This window comes from Streptomyces sp. NPDC002176 (assembly GCF_044903645.1).
Taxonomy (GTDB): domain Bacteria; phylum Actinomycetota; class Actinomycetes; order Streptomycetales; family Streptomycetaceae; genus Streptomyces.
In genome coordinates this window covers 177,973-192,546 of sequence record NZ_JBJDQW010000004.1, presented here as the reverse complement: position 1 = coordinate 192,546, position 14,574 = coordinate 177,973, and the positions used below count along the sequence as shown (strand labels likewise).

Below are 14,574 nucleotides of genomic sequence, written 5' to 3'. Positions count from 1 at the left end.
GCGGGGCCGTCCGATCGGGAAGGATGCGGCGCGTGCGACCGTGCCGTACGCCCTCACCGGCTCGATAGCGGCCCGGCCACGCCCCCGACCCCACGGAAACGGAGCGCGGCGATGACGTCACCGGCCCCCCAGGAGTTCACCGTCACCCAGGCCACCCTGGACGACTGGCCGGTGATCAGCGGCTGGGCGGCGGCCGAAGGCTGGAATCCGGGACTCTCCGACGGCCCCGCCTTCTTCGCCCAGGACCCCGAGGGCTTCTTCCTCGGCCGCATCGACGGCGAGCCGGTGTCCGCGATCTCCGTCGTCAACTACGGCACGGACTACGCCTTCCTCGGCTGCTACCTCGTCCGCCCCGACCTGCGCGGCCACGGCTACGGCCTCACCACCTGGAAGACCGCGCTCGCCCACGCCGGGGAGCGCGTCGTCGGCCTGGACGGCGTCGTCGACCAGCAGGACAACTACCGTCGCTCCGGCTTCGCACTCGCCCACCGCACCGCCCGCTACACCGGCCTCGCCCCGGCGGCCGAGCCGACCGTCGGAGTGCGCCACGCCCAGCCCGGCGACCTCGACGCGATCACCCGCTACGACAGCGCCTGCACCCCGGCCGACCGCCCCCGCTTCCTCGCCGAGTGGCTCACCGCCCCCGGCCACCACACCTACGTCCGCCACGAGGGCGAGCACCTCACCGGCTACGGGGTGATCCGCCCCGGCGCGGACTGCCTGCGCATCGGCCCCCTCTTCGCCGACACCCCCGAGGACGCCCGCGCCCTGTTCGCCGCGCTCACCGCCGACCACACCGGCCGCCAGATCGCCATCGACGTACCCGAGCCGAACAAGGCCGCGGTCGACATGGCCCTCTGGGCCGGACTCACTCCCTCCTTCGAGACGGCCCGCATGTACACCGGGCCGGTCCGCGACCACGCCGCCGAGCGCGTGTTCGGCATCGCCACGCTCGAACTCGGCTGATCGCGGGCGCCGTTCGGAGAAATCCCGTTGCCGGGTCCCGGCCCCGGTGCTGGAGTGACCGCATGGACCACTCCGCGGTACTCGCCCGCTACGACCTCCGGATGCGGCGGAACGCCCGCCCCGACGCGCCCGGCGCCCGGATCGAACGGGCGGGTGCCGTGGTGCGCCAGGTCGCGGGGGAGCGGGACTGGAACGGCGTCGTCTGGTCCGGCCTGGACGCGGCCGGGGCCGACCGCGCCATCGAGGAACAGATCGCCCGCTTCGAGGAGTTGGGCCGGGACTTCGAGTGGAAGCTCTACGGCCACGACGGCCCGGCGGATCTGGGCGAGCGCCTCACCGCCGCGGGGTTCCGGGCCGAGGAGCCGGAGACGCTGATGGTCGGCGAGATCGCGGAACTCACGCTGGAGGAACGGCTCCCGGACGGCGTCCGCCTGGTCCGTGCCGCCGACGCGGCGGGGGTCGATCTCGTGGTGGACGTGCACGAGCGGGTCTTCGGTACCGACGGCACCGCCCTGCGCGACCATCTGCTGGCCCGCCTCGCCGCCGACCCCGGCACGGTGCTCGCCGTGGTCGCGCTGGCCGGGGACGAGCCGGTGGCCTCCGCCCGGCTGGAGCTGGTGCCGGGCGGGGACTTCGCCGGACTCTGGGGCGGCGGCACCGTCGAGGAGTGGCGGGGCCGGGGCCTGTACCGCGCCCTGGTCGCCCACCGCACCCGCGTCGCCGCCGCCCACGGCTGCCGTCATGTCCAGGTGGACGCCTCCGCCATGAGCCGCCCCGTCCTGGAACGCCTCGGGCTGCACGCCCTGACCACCACGACACCGTATCTGTACAAGAGGTGACCCGAGGGTCAGCGGCGGCGGCCCACCGTCCGGTCCAGCGCGGCGATACCGACCGCGGCCAGCGCGATCTGGATCAGCCACTCGATCCAGTCCGGCCCGTCGGTGTCCGCGACCCCCAGGCCCGCGGCGATGGCCGTGCCCAGCAGGGCCGCCACGATGCCGACGAGGATGGTGACGAGCACACCGATGTGCTGGCGTCCCGGCACGACCAGCCGCCCCAGCACACCGATCACGATGCCGATGATGATGGCGCTGATGAGTCCTGAAATCTCCATGTCCACCCCTAGTGGTCTCGGCCCCTGCTGATGTGGCAAGTGCCCGCTGCGGACGGACCCAGTCCACTCCGGCGCCGCCGCCCGGGAACTCCCACCGGGAGCGTGCCCGTGGCGGCGGCCGCCGACGCGGCGGAGCGGGCGGGAATCAGGAGGCGGGGACCGTCCGCTCGGGGGTGTTCCAGCCGGAGACGCGCACCCGGGGTGCCGAACCGCGCAGGTCGGCCGTGCGGTAGGTGGCGGTGAGCGTCACCGACTCGCCGGGCCAGAGCCCGACCTGATTGTCCGACCAGCGCACCGGCAGTACCGGCCGCCCCTTGCCGTCGACCAGATGGACGTCCGTCAGCAGTGAGGGCGTCCGGCCGCCGCCGGTCCGGCGCAGGGTCACCGTCGTGGTGGACAGTGCGCCCGAGGAGCGGGTGGCCGCGGTGGCCGACACCGGGACCCGTGCCATGGCGGAGAGGCCCTTGAGGTCGGCGTAGGCGGTCGTCGGGGTGTAGTACCAGTCGGTGTGCGCCCAGTCGAGGGTGTCGGGCCGGGTGGAGAGCCAGTACACGTTCCGGCTCACCTCCCTGCCGTCAGGGCCGGTGAGCACCAGGCGCAGCAGATGGGTCCGCGAGGTGCCGCCGATGTCCTTCGGCAGGGTGAACGCGGTGCCGTGCGCGCCGTCGCCGGGTACGCGCATCCCGGTCAGGGTGCGGTCGTAGCGCGGGGTGCCGTCCGGGTCGGACAGGGTGGCCCGGGCGGTGAGGCCGGTGGCGGGGGTGTGCCGGTCGTTGACGACGACCACCGAGCGATCGTCGTAGGAGTACTGGACGTGCAGCGGTTCGCCCGCCTTCTTGGCGCCGAAGTAGGCGCCGTTCTGGTCGAGATAGCGGTCCATCAGCTGCCAGTGCAGCGAGGTCCAGCCGCTGTTGAGCATCCAGTGCACGATCCCGGTGGCGGGCTTGTCGGCGTCGTGCGCGTTGCGCCGGTACGCCTCGAACTCGGCGCGGACGTTCTCGTACTGGGCCAGCTGCGCCTTGCGCACATAGTCGGTGAGGCCGGTCGGGGCGCCGTAGCGGCCGGTGAGGGCGGCATTGTAGAGCTTGAGGGTGGAGAAGACCGCCGAGGGGGAGCGGTGGTACTGCTTGGCGGCCGGGGTCTTCCACAGGGTGTCCAGCTCGGCCGGGGTCATCATCCGGCGCAGGGTGTCCAGGGTGGGGATGCTGGGCCCGGCGCTGGTCTCGGAGTTGAAGCCGGTGGCGCCGCCCTCGCGCTTGGCGTACCAGTAGGCGGGCGGTACCCAGTCGTAGGGGCCGCTCATCTTCATGCCCGAACTGCCCAGCTTGGGCGCGGAGTTGTCGGAGGCGGCCGGGATCACGGGGGTGGGCCAGTCGGCGGCCGTCAGCGCGTCCAGGTAGTTCTTCTCGATCCTTGCGTTCGGTGCCGCGTCACTGCCGATCAGGAAGGAGATGACGCTCGGGTGGGAGCGCAGCCGGGCCGCCTCGGCGGCCATGGACGCCTTCGCCACCACGTGGTCGTCCACGTCCCACTTCTCCCCGGACCCGTCCTCGTTGACCTGGCCCTCCCACTTGTCGCAGCACTCCCAGCCCGGCAGCGTGAGCACGCCGAGCCGGTCGGCCAGGTCGAAGAACTCGTCGGGCTCGATGTGCCCCTCCAGCCGGACCGTGTTCAGCCCGAGGTCGAGGACGTACCGCAGCCGGTCCTCCACATAGCCCCGGTCCCAGCGCAGGAACTGGTCCGGTGACCAGCCGCCGCCCCGGATCTGCAGCGGGCGCCCGTTGATCCGGTACTGGCGGGCGCCGTGCTTGTCCAGGGGCGCCCGGACGTCACGGATGCCGAAGGTCTGGTGCGCGGTGTCGGAGACGGCACCGGCGACGGAGGCGGTGAGCCTCAGGCCGTACAGCGGCCGGCCGCCCATCCCGGCGGGCCACCACACCCTCGGGGACCTCAGGCGCAGGCCCGGGACGTCGGCGGGGGAGAAGGCGACCGTCCGCGATTCGTGCGCGGCCAGCGGGACCCGGCGGGTGAGCGTGGCCCCGGCGACGCTGCCGGAGACCAGCGCGGTCACGGCCCGGCCGCTGTCGTTGCGGAGGCGCGCCCGCACGGTCAGGTCGGCGGTGGCCAGCGACGGCACGGCCAGCTTCGTCACCACGTGCGCGTCGCCCAGCGCGACCGGCCCGCCGCGCCGGACCAGGACATCACGGACCAGGCCCATGTTCTGGTCCGGCGGCGGCTGGAGCCAGTCCAGCCAGCCCATGCTGAGGTCGCGATTCGGGTCATTGGGCCGCACCCGGAACGCGACCGTGTTCCGGCCGGGCCGCACCAGCGAGGTGATGTCCAGCTCGTGCCGGGTGTACGCGCCCTTCACCTGCGCGTCCGTCGCCACCCGGTGGCCGTTGACATGGACCTCGGCGGCCGGGACGACCCCGCTGAAGTCGAGACGGGTGCGCCGTGAGGTGTCGGAGACCGTGAAGTCGGAGCGGTACCACCAGGGCACCTTGAAGTCGGCCTTCGGGATTCTGCTCAGGTTGGTCGAGCGGAAGGGGTCCGGGTAGCGGCCCTCGGCCAGCAGCGCGGCGAGGACGGTGGAGCGGGGGCCCGCCCGGTGCCAGCCGCGCGCCGGGTAGCCGGGGGAGGAGACGGCGGCCGCCGACTCGCGGACCTTCGCCGTGGACTGGAGCGCGAAGGAGGCGAGCGGGGTGGCCGAGCCCGCCGTGTCCGGGACGCGGGTCCCCCCGGCGGCCGGGCGCGGGGCCGGGGCGCGGTCCTTCGGGCCCGCCCAGGCGGTGGTGGTGAGGGTGCCGATCAGGCCGAGGAGCGCGGCGGCCGTGGCGAGGCGGCGGCCGGGGGCGGGGGGAGCGGACAGGGCGGACTCCAGCCTCGAGAGGTCACGGAACGCAGTGGCCCGGCTCAAGCTAGAAAGCGCCGCGAACCGTGTCAAAGACCCCCGGCCGGGACGCGCCGCCCCCACGCACGAGGAGGCCGGTCCGCTCCGGCGGACCGGCCTCGCGTCCTTCGTTGTCGATGGGGGGCTCCGTACGGTCCTCCTTCCGTCGAACCGAGCGGACTCGACCGCGTCCGGTGGGCCAGCGGTGGAGTGCCGCGTATCGCGTATCCGTCCATTCTGCGCCTTTTATTCCCATATGGATAGGGGGTTCGGACATTACTTGGGAGGGAATCCGAGCCCCGCTTCCACCCCGCCTGAGCCCCGGTCCCGCCCCGCTCAGACGGCCGCCTCCACCGGCTCCGGCCGCTCGATGCCGCGGCGCAGCCGGTGCAGGCCCCGGCGTGCGTGGCTCTTCACCGTGCCCAGCGGCCAGCCCGTGCGGGCGGCGATCTGCGGCTGGGTGAGGTCCTCGTAGAAGGCCAGGTACAGCACCCGCCGCTGGGCCGCCGGGAGCCGCCCCAGCTCGCGCCGGACCAGCAGGCGGTCGAGCACCGTCTCCGGGTCGGCGGAGGTCTCGGCGGTGAGCGCGGTACGGGACAGGGACGCGGCCGCCGCCGCGACCAGCTCGCCCCGGCGGGCGCGGGCCGCCAGCGCGTCGAAGATCTTGCGCCGGGTGATGCCGACGATCCAGCCGCCCAGCGGCCCACGCTCGGGGCGGTACCCCGAACGGCCGCGCCACACCCCGAGGAACACCTGCTGGGTCACGTCCTCCGCCTCACCCGCGTTCCCCAGCGCGCGCCGGGCGAGCGCGTACACCAGGGAGGACCAGCGCCGGTACACGGCCGCGAGACAGTCCTCGTCCCCCGCGACCAAGCCCCGCGCCAGCTCCTCGTCGTCACACCCGTCCCCGGCCGGGGCCACTGGCGGCGCGGCGGTGGCGGACGGGGACGGGTGCGAGCTCATGACCTGGCTCCTCGGGTGGGGCGTCAGGTCATCGTGTGAGGCGGCCGGGGTGTGCGACAACTCGCATCGTTTCTGCGTCGTTCCCGGCGTACAGTCGTCGTATGGACGACGAAGCCGACATTCCGGTACCCGGAGCCGGGCTGACCACGGGCGCGCTCGCCCGCAGGCTCGGGGTCTCGCCCACCACCCTGCGCTCCTGGGACCGCCGCTACGGCCTCGGCCCCGCCACCCGCGCCGACGGCAGACACCGCCGCTGGACGCCCGACGACGTGGCCGTGCTGGAGGCGATGTGCCGCCTGACCTCCTCGGGCGTACCGCCCGCCGAGGCCGCCCGTGCCGCGCGCGACGCCACCCACCCGCCTGCCGACCGGCCCCCGGCGCCCGCGCCCCGCTCCCGCGCCCCCGGCGCCCTGCCGCTGGGAGACGTGCGCCAGGAGTGCCGGGGACTGGCCCGCGCCGCCGTCCGCCTCGACGCCCCGGCCGTGGAGGAGCAACTGGACGGTGTCGTCGCGGAGTACGGCATCACCGTCGCCTGGCAGGACGTGATGGCGCCCGCCCTGCACGCCGTGGGCCGCAAGTGGGTCTCCTCCGGGGACCGTTACATCGAGGTGGAGCACCTGCTGTCCTGGCACGTCTCCACCGCCCTGCGCCGCCACACACCCCGGCTCGGCCCGCCCGGCACCCCCGTCGCCGGACCCGTGCTGCTCGCCTGCGCCCCCGACGAACAGCACACCCTCCCGCTGGAGGCGCTCAACGCCGCGCTGGTCCAACACGGCGTCCCCACCCGGATGTTCGGCAGTGCCGTACCCGCCGACGCCCTCGCCGCCGCCGTACGGCGCCTCGGCCCGGCCGCCGTCGTGCTGTGGTCCCAGGCCCGCCCCACCGCGAGCCTGCCACTGGCCCGGCATGTCGCGGGCATCGAATGGGGGGTGCGCGGCGCCCGCGGGCAGGCCCTGATGCTGCTCGGCGGCCCCGGCTGGGCGGGCCGCTCCTGCCCGGGCATGGTCCGCCCGACCGGCCTCGCCGACGCCGTCGACACCCTCACCGCCGCCTACGGCACCGAGACCGCCCGCGACCTCACTCCAGCCCGCGTGCGTGCTTGAAGCGCTCCAGCCCGTCCTTGAGGTCGACGATCGGGTCCGGGTAGTCCCCGGTCCTCGCCCGCTCGGTGCCGCTCAGCTTCCACGGCTCGTGCACCGCCGAGCCCTCCACGTCCGCCAACTCCTCGACCCAGCGCCGGACATAGGCGCCGTCCGGGTCGTACCGCTTGGCCTGGGTCGTCGGGTTCAGCACACGGTTGGGGCGGGTGTCGGTGCCCGTTCCGGCCGTCCACTGCCAGTTGAGCTGGTTGTTGGCCACGTCCCCGTCGACCAGCAGGTCCAGGAAGTGCCGGGCGCCCACCCGCCAGTCCACGTACAGCGTCTTGGTCAGGAAGCTCGCGGTCAGCAGTCGGCCCCGGTTGTGCATCCAGCCCTCGTGCCGCAGCTGCCGCATCGCCGCGTCCACGATCGGATAGCCGGTACGGCCTTCCCGCCACGCCTCGATGTCCGCCTCGGCCTTCTTCCCGGTGCGCCAACGGTCGCGCCGGGTGCGGTAGTCGGCGTGCGACACCTCCGGACGCACCGCCAGCACCTGCCGGTTGAAGTCCCGCCAGGCGACCTGCCGTACGAACGCCTCCGCGCCCGCGCCGCCCTCGAGGCGGGACCGGTGCACGAGTTCCACCGGGGAGACCGTGCCGAAGTGGAGGTGGGGGGAGAGCCGGGAGGTGCCGTCTCCGGCCAGGTCGTCGTGCTGGTCCTCGTAGGCGCCGATCCCCGACCGCAGCCAGGCGGTCACCATCCGGCGCGCCTGCGCCTCCCCGCCCTCGGCGAGCCCCGGCGACGTGCCCGACACCGCGTCGCGGGACGGGAGTTCCTCGGACTTGATGCCCTCGGGAACGCGCACCTTGCGGGGCGCGCCGAGCGGGTCCCGCAGCGACTGCCCCGACCAGTGCCGGAAGTACGGGGTGAACACGGCGAAGTGGTCCGAGGCCGTCGGGGTCACCACGCCGGGCTCGACGGCACCGGTCACCGTGTCGTGGACGTGCAGCCTGCGCCCGTCCGCCTCCAGCGCACGGCGCAGCGCGTGCTCGCGGCGGTGCGCGTAGCCGCTGGCGTCGGCGGCCATGTGCACCTCGTCGGCGTCCGCCTCGGCGACCACCTGGCACACCTCGTCCACCACGTTCCCGGAGCGCACCACGAGCCGTCCGCCGCGCTCGCGCAGCCCGGCGTCCAGGTCCCGCAGGCAGTCGGCGAGGAACGCCAGCCGGTTGGGCGCGGCGAAACCGGCGCCGTCGATGCCGTCGTCGCGCACGAACAGCGGCACCACCTCGCGGGCCCCGTCGAGGGCCGCGCGCAGCGGCGGATGGTCGTGCAGACGCAGATCGGCGGTGAAGAGGACGACCGAGGTGTTCATCGAACGGCTCCGGAGCAGGGGATGCGGACGGTGGACTCTTCCGGGCGAGAGCGCCTGGCGGACGCGGACGTCAACGCCGCGCCCGCTTTTTCAGCCTCCGGTTCCGCAGCCCCAGGTCCTTCAGCCCCCGTTTCGCGAGGCTCCGGTTCTTCATGGTGGGCATGGGACCGTGCACGGCGGCGCGCGAGATGTTGCGGGCCATCCCCCCGAACACGATCGCGTGGAACGGCGACACCGACCACCAGTACGCCTGGCCGGCCAGCCCGTGCGGGTGGAACAGCGCCCGCTGCCGGTACCGGCTGCGGCCCTCGCCGTAGGGCTCCGCGTACATCTCCAGCCAGGCGAGCCCCGGCAGCCGCATCTCGGCCCGCAGCCGCAGCAGATGGCCCGGCTCGATCTCCTCGACCCGCCAGAAGTCCAGCGAGTCGCCGACCCGCAGCCGCTCCGCGTCCCGGCGGCCCCGGCGCAGGCCCACCCCGCCCATCGCCCGGTCCATCCAGCCGCGCAGGCTCCAGGCGAGCGGGAAGGAGTACCAGCCGTTGTCGCCGCCGACGCCCTCGATCACCCGCCACAGCCGGTCCAGCGGCGCGTCCACCAGGATCTCGCGCTCGTCGGTGTACAGGCTGCCGCCCGCCCAGTCCGGGTCGGTGGGCAGCGGATCGCTCGGCGCGCCGGGCACCGACGCCGACGACCAGCGGGTGACCACCTTCGCCTCCCGCACCCGGCGCAGCGCCAGCCGTACCGCCTCGTCGAAGGTGAAGGGGTGCCCCGGCGGGTCGGGCAGATACCGCCGGATGTCGTGCTCGCGGCACACCACCTCGTACCGCAGCGACTCGGTCAGCGGCCGGGCGATGGACGCGGGCACCGGGGTGACCACCCCCACCCAGTGGCTGGACAGGCCCGGCGTGAGCATCGGTACGGACAAGATCAGCCGACGCGGCAGATGGGCGAGCTGGGCATAACGGAGCATCATCTGCCGGTACGTCAGTATGTCCGGGCCGCCGATGTCGAAGCCCCGGTTCACGTCCTCCGGCAGCGTCGCGGAGCCCACCAGGAGCCGCAGCACGTCCCGGACGCCGATCGGCTGGATACGGGTGTGCACCCAGCTCGGGGTCACCATCACCGGCAGCCGCTCGGTGAGGTAGCGCAGCATCTCGAACGAGGCCGAGCCGGAGCCGATGATCACCGCCGCGCGCAGTACGGCCGTCGGCACACCGGACGCCAGCAGGATGTGCCCGACCTCCGCCCGTGAGCGCAGGTGCGGGGAGAGCTGCTGCTCCGGCACCCCGGCAGGGGTGAGACCGCCGAGGTACACGATCCGGCGGACCCCGGCCGCCTTGGCCTGCTCACCGAAGTACCGGGCCGCCCGGCGGTCCGTCTCCTCGAAGTCGTCGCCGCTGCCCAGCGCGTGCACCAGGTAGTACGCCACGTCGACGTCCCGCATCGCCTCGGCCAGCGAGTCGGGGTCCGTGACATCGCCCTGGACCACCTCCACGTCCCCGGCCCACGGGTGGTCGCGCAGCTTGCGCGGGGTGCGGGCCAGACAGCGCACCTGGTGTCCGGCGTCGAGCAGCTCCGGCACGAGCCTGCCCCCGATGTAGCCGGTGGCACCGGTCACCAGGCAGCGCAGGCCGCCCCCGGAGTCGTCGTCGTTCATCGTTTCCGGCTCCTTGGCATCGGTCGTTCGCCCGTGGTCGGTCACGGCTCCCTGTGATCCCTTCCCGCTCCGGGCCGTACGCGGATGCGGTTGTGCCGGACGGCGTACAACGGCATGTCCGAGTGATAGCCGGGCAGCCGGTGAGGTACAGGTTCTGTGTCCCACCCGAAGCTTCCGCCGGAGGTGTCCGCCGCCATGAACTCGACAGTGCTGGAGCGTTTCCCCGCAGGCTCACCGCGCGGCTCCTGGCCCGCGGAGGAGTACGCCGCCGCCCGCCGCGCCGAGGGCGAAGCCGCGACGGTGATCATGGACCTCAAGTCGGACGCGTTCCTGGTCGTGGTCGAGGGCCGCGCGGACGACTAGGGCTCCGCCGGTCGAGCGGGTGGTCCCGGTTCACCCTCAGGGGCGAACGCCGCACTCGCGGGACCGCGTCACCGGGTGAGCGCCTCCAGATGTGCCCTCCGGGTCTCCGCCGTCTGACCCTGGATCAGGAGGAACATCCCCTCGCGGGCGAGGCGTTGGGCTCGGGAGGTGAGGGACATCGCGCGGCCGCCTCCCGCCAGGACCGCCGCCGTGGTGGCGGTGTTCAGGGCCGCGTACGCCTCCGCCCGTACCGCCAGGCGTTCGTCCACCCGGTCCAGCGGGGACGGGTGGTCGGCGAGGGCGTAGGCGCGGGTGCGGATGTCCGCGAGGCGGGTCCGCAGCGGGGACGCCGTGTCGTCGTCCAGCAGGGACAGGGCCGCCGTGGCGATGCCGAACACCGCCGGGTGGGTGGTCAGGGTCTTCGCCCGGTCGGTGGGGGCCCACTCCGCGTACGGGACGCGCAGGGCCAGCGAGTCGTCGGGTACGCGCAGGCCGTCCAGCTCCAGGGACACCGTCCGGGCGGCGGTCAGGGCGGCCAGGCGGAGCGGGGCGGAGGGACGCAGGCCCGGTTGCTCGCGGGCTGCCACGAAGACGAAGACCGCCTCGTCGTCGTCGGTCAGACCGGCCAGCAGGAGGACGTCGTTCAGCCCCCAGCCGGTGCACCACGGCACCCTTCCGTCGAAGCGCCACCCGCTGCCGTCGTGGTGGGCCCTGACCGGAGCGTCCGGGTGGGCGCGGAGCTGGGCGTACGCCACGCCGGACAGCAGCTCGCCGCGCGCCAGCGGGCCCAACAGGCGCTCGCGGGCGGCCGGTTCACCCCGGGCGAGGACCTGGACCGGGGTGTGGTGCTGCGACTGGACGAACCAGGTCGAGCCGCACGCGCCCGCCAGGATCTCCGCGACCTCGCGCACCACGGCGGGCGGCGCCGCCGAGCCGCCGTATGCGACCGGGGCGGTCAGGCCCAGCAGCCCGGACCGCCTCACGGTCTCGATGTGGCTCGCGGGTACGCCCTCCTGGTCCACCCGTTCCGCCTCGGGCACCAGCAACTCCGAGGCCAGTTCGCGGGCGCGGGCGACGAGCGGGTGATCGGTGATCGTCATGCGTCCCTTCCTACCCCGGCCACCCCGCCCGGCACCTGTGGCACACTCCGCCGATGACCAACGAAACGATCACCGCGGCGGACTCCGGCACCCACACCCTCGGCGACCTCCCCGTCCACCGCGTCGGCCTCGGCGCGATGCGGCTCACCGGCAACGCCGCCTTCCACCTGGGCACCCCCAGCGACCGGGCCCGCTCGCTGGCCGTCCTGCGCCGGGCCGTGGAACTCGGGGTGAACCACATCGACACCGCCGCCTTCTACTTCTCCGCCCTCCGCTCGGCCAACGAACTGATCAACACCGCCCTCGCCCCCTACGCCGACGACCTGGTCATCGCCACCAAGGTCGGCCCCTTCCGCGAGCAGGACGGCTCCTGGGGCACGTCCGCCCGCCCCGACCAGCTGCGCGGCCACGTGGAGGAGAACCTCCGCCAGCTCGGCCGCGACCACCTCGATCTCGTCTACCTGCGCCGGATGGGCCAGGACTCCGTCGCCGAACACTTCGGCGCTCTCGCGGAGTTGCGGGAGGCGGGCCTGATCCGGCATCTCGGCATCTCGGCGATCGCACCCCGGCACCTCACCGAGGCCCTGGCCATCGCGCCCGTGGTCGCCGTGCAGAACCGGTACGGGCTCGACACCCCCGGACCTGAGGGGACGGAACTGCTCAGGCTGTGCGGGGAGCGCGGCATCGCCTTCGTCCCGTACTACTCCGTCGCCGGGGAGACCGGCGAACGGGGCGCGCACGAGCGGCTCGTGGCCGACGCGGACGCCGTGGTCGCGGAGATCGCCCGCGCGCACGGGGCGAGCCCCACCCAGGTCCGGATCGCCTGGACCCTCCGCCAGGGCCCGCACGTCCTCGCCATCCCCGGCACCGGCGACCCCGCCCATCTGACGGAGAACATCGCGGCGGGCACCCTGCACCTCACCGAGGACGAACTGGGCCGCCTGAACGCCTTCCACGCGTAGCCGGGCACCCGTCGGACCCCCTGCGGGAGATGACTGGCGTCCCGGTAGTTTTACGTATAACCTCTCCCGCTAACCACCCCCACCGGAAGGCCCCGATGCGCCGCGTTGCCCTGGTCACCCTCGTCGTGGACGACTACGACGACGCCATCCGCTTCTACACCGAGGCCCTCGGTTTCCGGCTGGCGGAGGACGAGCCCCGCCCGGACGGCTCACGCTGGGTCGTCGTGGAGCCCGGCACCGAAGCGGGCGCCGGGACCGGCCTGCTGCTCGCCCGCGGGAAGAACGACGACCAGCGCGCCCGCGTCGGCGACCAGACCGGCGGCCGCGTCGGCTTCTTCCTGCACACCGACGACTTCGCCCGCGACCACGCCCGTATGACCGCCCACGGGGTGACCTTCCTGGAGGACCCCCGGCACGAGCCGTACGGCACGGTCGCCGTCTTCCAGGACCTCTACGGCAACCGCTGGGACCTGCTCCAGCCCGCCGCCTGAACGCCGCACGAACCCCATCCGCACGACCCGCCGAGGAAGCACGCCATGACCGCGCCCCGCATCGACACCGAGACCCTCCGCCGGCTCCCCAAGGCCGTCCTGCACGACCACCTCGACGGCGGCCTGCGCCCCGCCACCGTCATCGAACTCGCGGCCGCGGTCGGCCACACCCTGCCCACCACCGACCCCGACGAGCTGGCGGCCTGGTACGTGGAGGCCGCGAACTCCGGTGACCTGGTCCGCTACATAGCCACCTTCGAGCACACCCTCGCCGTGATGCAGAACCGCGAGGGCCTGCTCCGCGTCGCCGAGGAGTACGTCCTCGACCTCGCCGCCGACGGCGTCGTCTACGCCGAGGTGCGCTACGCCCCCGAGCTGAACACGCGCGGCGGCCTGACGCTGCCCGAGGTCGTGGAGACCGTGCAGGAGGGTCTCGCCGCCGGTATGGCCAAGGCGGCCGCCGCCGGGACGCCGGTACGCGTCGGCACCCTGCTGTGCGGCATGCGGATGTTCGACCGGGTCGGCGAGGCCGCCGAGCTGGCCGTCACCTACCGGGACGCCGGGGTCCTCGGCTTCGACATCGCGGGCGCCGAGGACGGCTTCCCGCCCGCCGACCACCTGGCCGCCTTCGAGCGGCTGCGCGCCGAGAGCGTGCCGTTCACCATCCACGCGGGCGAGGCGTACGGCCTGCCCAGCATCCACCAGGCCGTCCAGGTCTGCGGCGCCCAGCGCCTCGGCCACGGCGTCCGCATCACCGAGGACATCGTCGACGGCAAGCTCGGCCGCCTGGCGGGCTGGGTCCGCGACCGCCGGATCGCGCTGGAGATGTGCCCCACCTCCAACCTCCAGACCGGCTGCGCCACCTCCATCGCCGAGCACCCCATCACCGCCCTGAAGGACCTCGGCTTCCGCGTCACCCTCAACACCGACAACCGCCTGGTCTCCGGCACCACCATGACCCGCGAGATGGCGCTGCTGGTCGAGGAGGCGGGCTGGACGGTGGAGGACCTGCGCACGGTCACCGTGAACGCCGTCAAGAGCGCGTTCATCCCGTTCGACGAGCGCAAGGCGCTCCTCGAGGACGTCGTCCTGCCGGGTTACGCCGCGGCGCTCTGAAGCAGTCCCTTGACGTAGGCGGCCTGTCCGACGTGCTGGAGATCGTCGGACAGGACGCTCACCAGACGCACGCCCAGCGTGACCGGCGGCTCCCACCGCTCGTCGACGACCCGCTCCAGATCCTTGGCGGCCAGCGCCCGCAGCACGCCGAGGGTCTGGTCGTGCACGGCGTCGTAGTACCCGGCCAGCAGGACGGTCGAGGGGACCCGCACCTTCGCGGCCTGCTCGGGGGTGTGGCCGTAACCGGTGTCGTGGTGCGGCAGGTCCAGGTCGAAGCGGTCGGCCCAGTCCAGCGACAGCCACACCTGGTCCAGACCGAAGGCGTCGGCGATGTGGTCGTCCTGCACCCGGCTGAGATGCCACAGCAGCCAGGCGATGGAGTTCGCGCCGGGCGCGGGGGAGTGGTCCAGGTCGTCCGCGCCGAGGCCGTCGAGCACGGTGTGGACTTCTTCCCGGATACGGTCGTAGCCCTCGATGAGGATCTCCTTCGCGTACATG

General features: G+C 73.6%; 14 protein-coding genes. 7 read left to right on the top strand and 7 right to left on the bottom strand.

What is annotated here, in order from left to right; genetic code table 11:
• Positions 1-111: 111 nt before the first annotated feature.
• Entirely contained in the window at positions 112-966 is an 855-nt protein-coding gene (locus ACI2LY_RS20040) for a GNAT family N-acetyltransferase (protein WP_404708322.1), read from the top strand.
• A 62-nt stretch (positions 967-1,028) separates the two neighbouring features.
• Positions 1,029-1,805 carry a GNAT family N-acetyltransferase gene (locus ACI2LY_RS20035; RefSeq protein WP_404708321.1) on the top strand — a complete coding sequence of 259 codons (777 nt, stop codon included), beginning with the start codon at positions 1,029-1,031 and terminating at the stop codon, positions 1,803-1,805.
• Between the two features lie 8 nt (positions 1,806-1,813).
• Here ACI2LY_RS20035 and ACI2LY_RS20030 read toward each other — a convergent pair whose 3' ends face one another.
• The 3 genes from ACI2LY_RS20030 to ACI2LY_RS20020 all read right to left on the bottom strand — a co-directional run bounded on the left by ACI2LY_RS20030 (position 1,814) and on the right by ACI2LY_RS20020 (position 5,933).
• Positions 1,814-2,080: a GlsB/YeaQ/YmgE family stress response membrane protein gene (locus ACI2LY_RS20030; protein WP_393592916.1), complete on the bottom strand. Its 267-nt coding sequence runs from the start codon at positions 2,078-2,080 to the stop codon at positions 1,814-1,816.
• A gap of 145 nt (positions 2,081-2,225) precedes the next feature.
• A complete protein-coding gene (locus tag ACI2LY_RS20025; protein ID WP_404708320.1) occupies positions 2,226-4,997 on the bottom strand; it encodes a glycosyl hydrolase 2 galactose-binding domain-containing protein in 2,772 nt (923 codons plus the stop codon).
• A 309-nt stretch (positions 4,998-5,306) separates the two neighbouring features.
• On the bottom strand, positions 5,307-5,933 hold the full coding sequence (locus ACI2LY_RS20020) for a sigma-70 family RNA polymerase sigma factor (protein WP_388998025.1): 627 nt from the start codon (positions 5,931-5,933) through the stop codon (positions 5,307-5,309).
• 101 nt (positions 5,934-6,034) lie between these two features.
• Here ACI2LY_RS20020 and ACI2LY_RS20015 point away from each other — a divergent pair, with 101 nt between their 5' ends.
• Positions 6,035-7,036 carry a MerR family transcriptional regulator gene (locus tag ACI2LY_RS20015; RefSeq protein ID WP_404708319.1) on the top strand — a complete coding sequence of 334 codons (1,002 nt, stop codon included), beginning with the start codon at positions 6,035-6,037 and terminating at the stop codon, positions 7,034-7,036.
• Here ACI2LY_RS20015 and ACI2LY_RS20010 read toward each other — a convergent pair.
• Together ACI2LY_RS20010 and ACI2LY_RS20005 are read right to left on the bottom strand one after the other, a co-directional pair.
• Entirely contained in the window at positions 7,011-8,387 is a 1,377-nt protein-coding gene (locus ACI2LY_RS20010) for a cryptochrome/photolyase family protein (RefSeq protein WP_404708318.1), read from the bottom strand. The two genes, ACI2LY_RS20015 and ACI2LY_RS20010, sit on opposite strands and share 26 nt — an antisense overlap.
• Before the next feature lie 70 nt (positions 8,388-8,457).
• The gene (locus ACI2LY_RS20005) at positions 8,458-10,044 is read right to left on the bottom strand and encodes an SDR family oxidoreductase (protein WP_404708317.1); all 1,587 of its coding nucleotides are present in this window, start codon (positions 10,042-10,044) and stop codon (positions 8,458-8,460) included.
• 195 nt (positions 10,045-10,239) lie between these two features.
• On the opposite strand from ACI2LY_RS20005, the gene ACI2LY_RS20000 reads away from it, so the two are divergent.
• The gene (locus ACI2LY_RS20000) at positions 10,240-10,407 is read left to right on the top strand and encodes a hypothetical protein (RefSeq protein ID WP_404708316.1); all 168 of its coding nucleotides are present in this window, start codon (positions 10,240-10,242) and stop codon (positions 10,405-10,407) included.
• 68 nt (positions 10,408-10,475) lie between these two features.
• Here ACI2LY_RS20000 and ACI2LY_RS19995 read toward each other — a convergent pair whose 3' ends face one another.
• Positions 10,476-11,507: an acyl-CoA dehydrogenase family protein gene (locus ACI2LY_RS19995; RefSeq protein WP_404708315.1), complete on the bottom strand. Its 1,032-nt coding sequence runs from the start codon at positions 11,505-11,507 to the stop codon at positions 10,476-10,478.
• 53 nt (positions 11,508-11,560) lie between these two features.
• On the opposite strand from ACI2LY_RS19995, the gene ACI2LY_RS19990 reads away from it, so the two are divergent.
• The 3 genes from ACI2LY_RS19990 (at position 11,561) to ACI2LY_RS19980 (ending at position 14,076) form a co-directional block, all read left to right on the top strand.
• A complete protein-coding gene (locus ACI2LY_RS19990) occupies positions 11,561-12,469 on the top strand; it encodes an aldo/keto reductase (protein WP_404708314.1) in 909 nt (302 codons plus the stop codon).
• A 95-nt stretch (positions 12,470-12,564) separates the two neighbouring features.
• A complete protein-coding gene (locus tag ACI2LY_RS19985) occupies positions 12,565-12,960 on the top strand; it encodes a VOC family protein (RefSeq protein WP_401449747.1) in 396 nt (131 codons plus the stop codon).
• 45 nt (positions 12,961-13,005) lie between these two features.
• Positions 13,006-14,076, top strand: coding sequence for an adenosine deaminase (locus tag ACI2LY_RS19980; RefSeq protein ID WP_404708313.1), 1,071 nt, complete (start codon positions 13,006-13,008; stop codon positions 14,074-14,076).
• On the opposite strand, the gene ACI2LY_RS19975 is transcribed toward ACI2LY_RS19980, so the two are convergent.
• Entirely contained in the window at positions 14,058-14,573 is a 516-nt protein-coding gene (locus ACI2LY_RS19975) for a DinB family protein (protein WP_404708312.1), read from the bottom strand. The two genes, ACI2LY_RS19980 and ACI2LY_RS19975, sit on opposite strands and share 19 nt — an antisense overlap.
• Between the last annotated feature and the right edge of the window lies 1 nt (position 14,574).

Excerpts from the sequence above, each read along its gene's own strand:
- ACI2LY_RS20040 (WP_404708322.1), top strand. The coding sequence starts at position 112 with ATGACGTCACCGGCCCCCCAGGAGTTCACCGTCACCCAGGCCACCCTG.
- ACI2LY_RS20035 (WP_404708321.1), top strand. The coding sequence starts at position 1,029 with ATGGACCACTCCGCGGTACTCGCCCGCTACGACCTCCGGATGCGGCGG.
- ACI2LY_RS20030 (WP_393592916.1), bottom strand. The coding sequence starts at position 2,080 with ATGGAGATTTCAGGACTCATCAGCGCCATCATCATCGGCATCGTGATC.
- ACI2LY_RS20020 (WP_388998025.1), bottom strand. The coding sequence starts at position 5,933 with ATGAGCTCGCACCCGTCCCCGTCCGCCACCGCCGCGCCGCCAGTGGCC.
- ACI2LY_RS20015 (WP_404708319.1), top strand. The coding sequence starts at position 6,035 with ATGGACGACGAAGCCGACATTCCGGTACCCGGAGCCGGGCTGACCACG.
- ACI2LY_RS20010 (WP_404708318.1), bottom strand. The coding sequence starts at position 8,387 with ATGAACACCTCGGTCGTCCTCTTCACCGCCGATCTGCGTCTGCACGAC.
- ACI2LY_RS20005 (WP_404708317.1), bottom strand. The coding sequence starts at position 10,044 with ATGAACGACGACGACTCCGGGGGCGGCCTGCGCTGCCTGGTGACCGGT.
- ACI2LY_RS20000 (WP_404708316.1), top strand. The coding sequence starts at position 10,240 with ATGAACTCGACAGTGCTGGAGCGTTTCCCCGCAGGCTCACCGCGCGGC.
- ACI2LY_RS19995 (WP_404708315.1), bottom strand. The coding sequence starts at position 11,507 with ATGACGATCACCGATCACCCGCTCGTCGCCCGCGCCCGCGAACTGGCC.
- ACI2LY_RS19990 (WP_404708314.1), top strand. The coding sequence starts at position 11,561 with ATGACCAACGAAACGATCACCGCGGCGGACTCCGGCACCCACACCCTC.
- ACI2LY_RS19985 (WP_401449747.1), top strand. The coding sequence starts at position 12,565 with ATGCGCCGCGTTGCCCTGGTCACCCTCGTCGTGGACGACTACGACGAC.
- ACI2LY_RS19980 (WP_404708313.1), top strand. The coding sequence starts at position 13,006 with ATGACCGCGCCCCGCATCGACACCGAGACCCTCCGCCGGCTCCCCAAG.
- ACI2LY_RS19975 (WP_404708312.1), bottom strand. The coding sequence starts at position 14,573 with ATGTACGCGAAGGAGATCCTCATCGAGGGCTACGACCGTATCCGGGAA.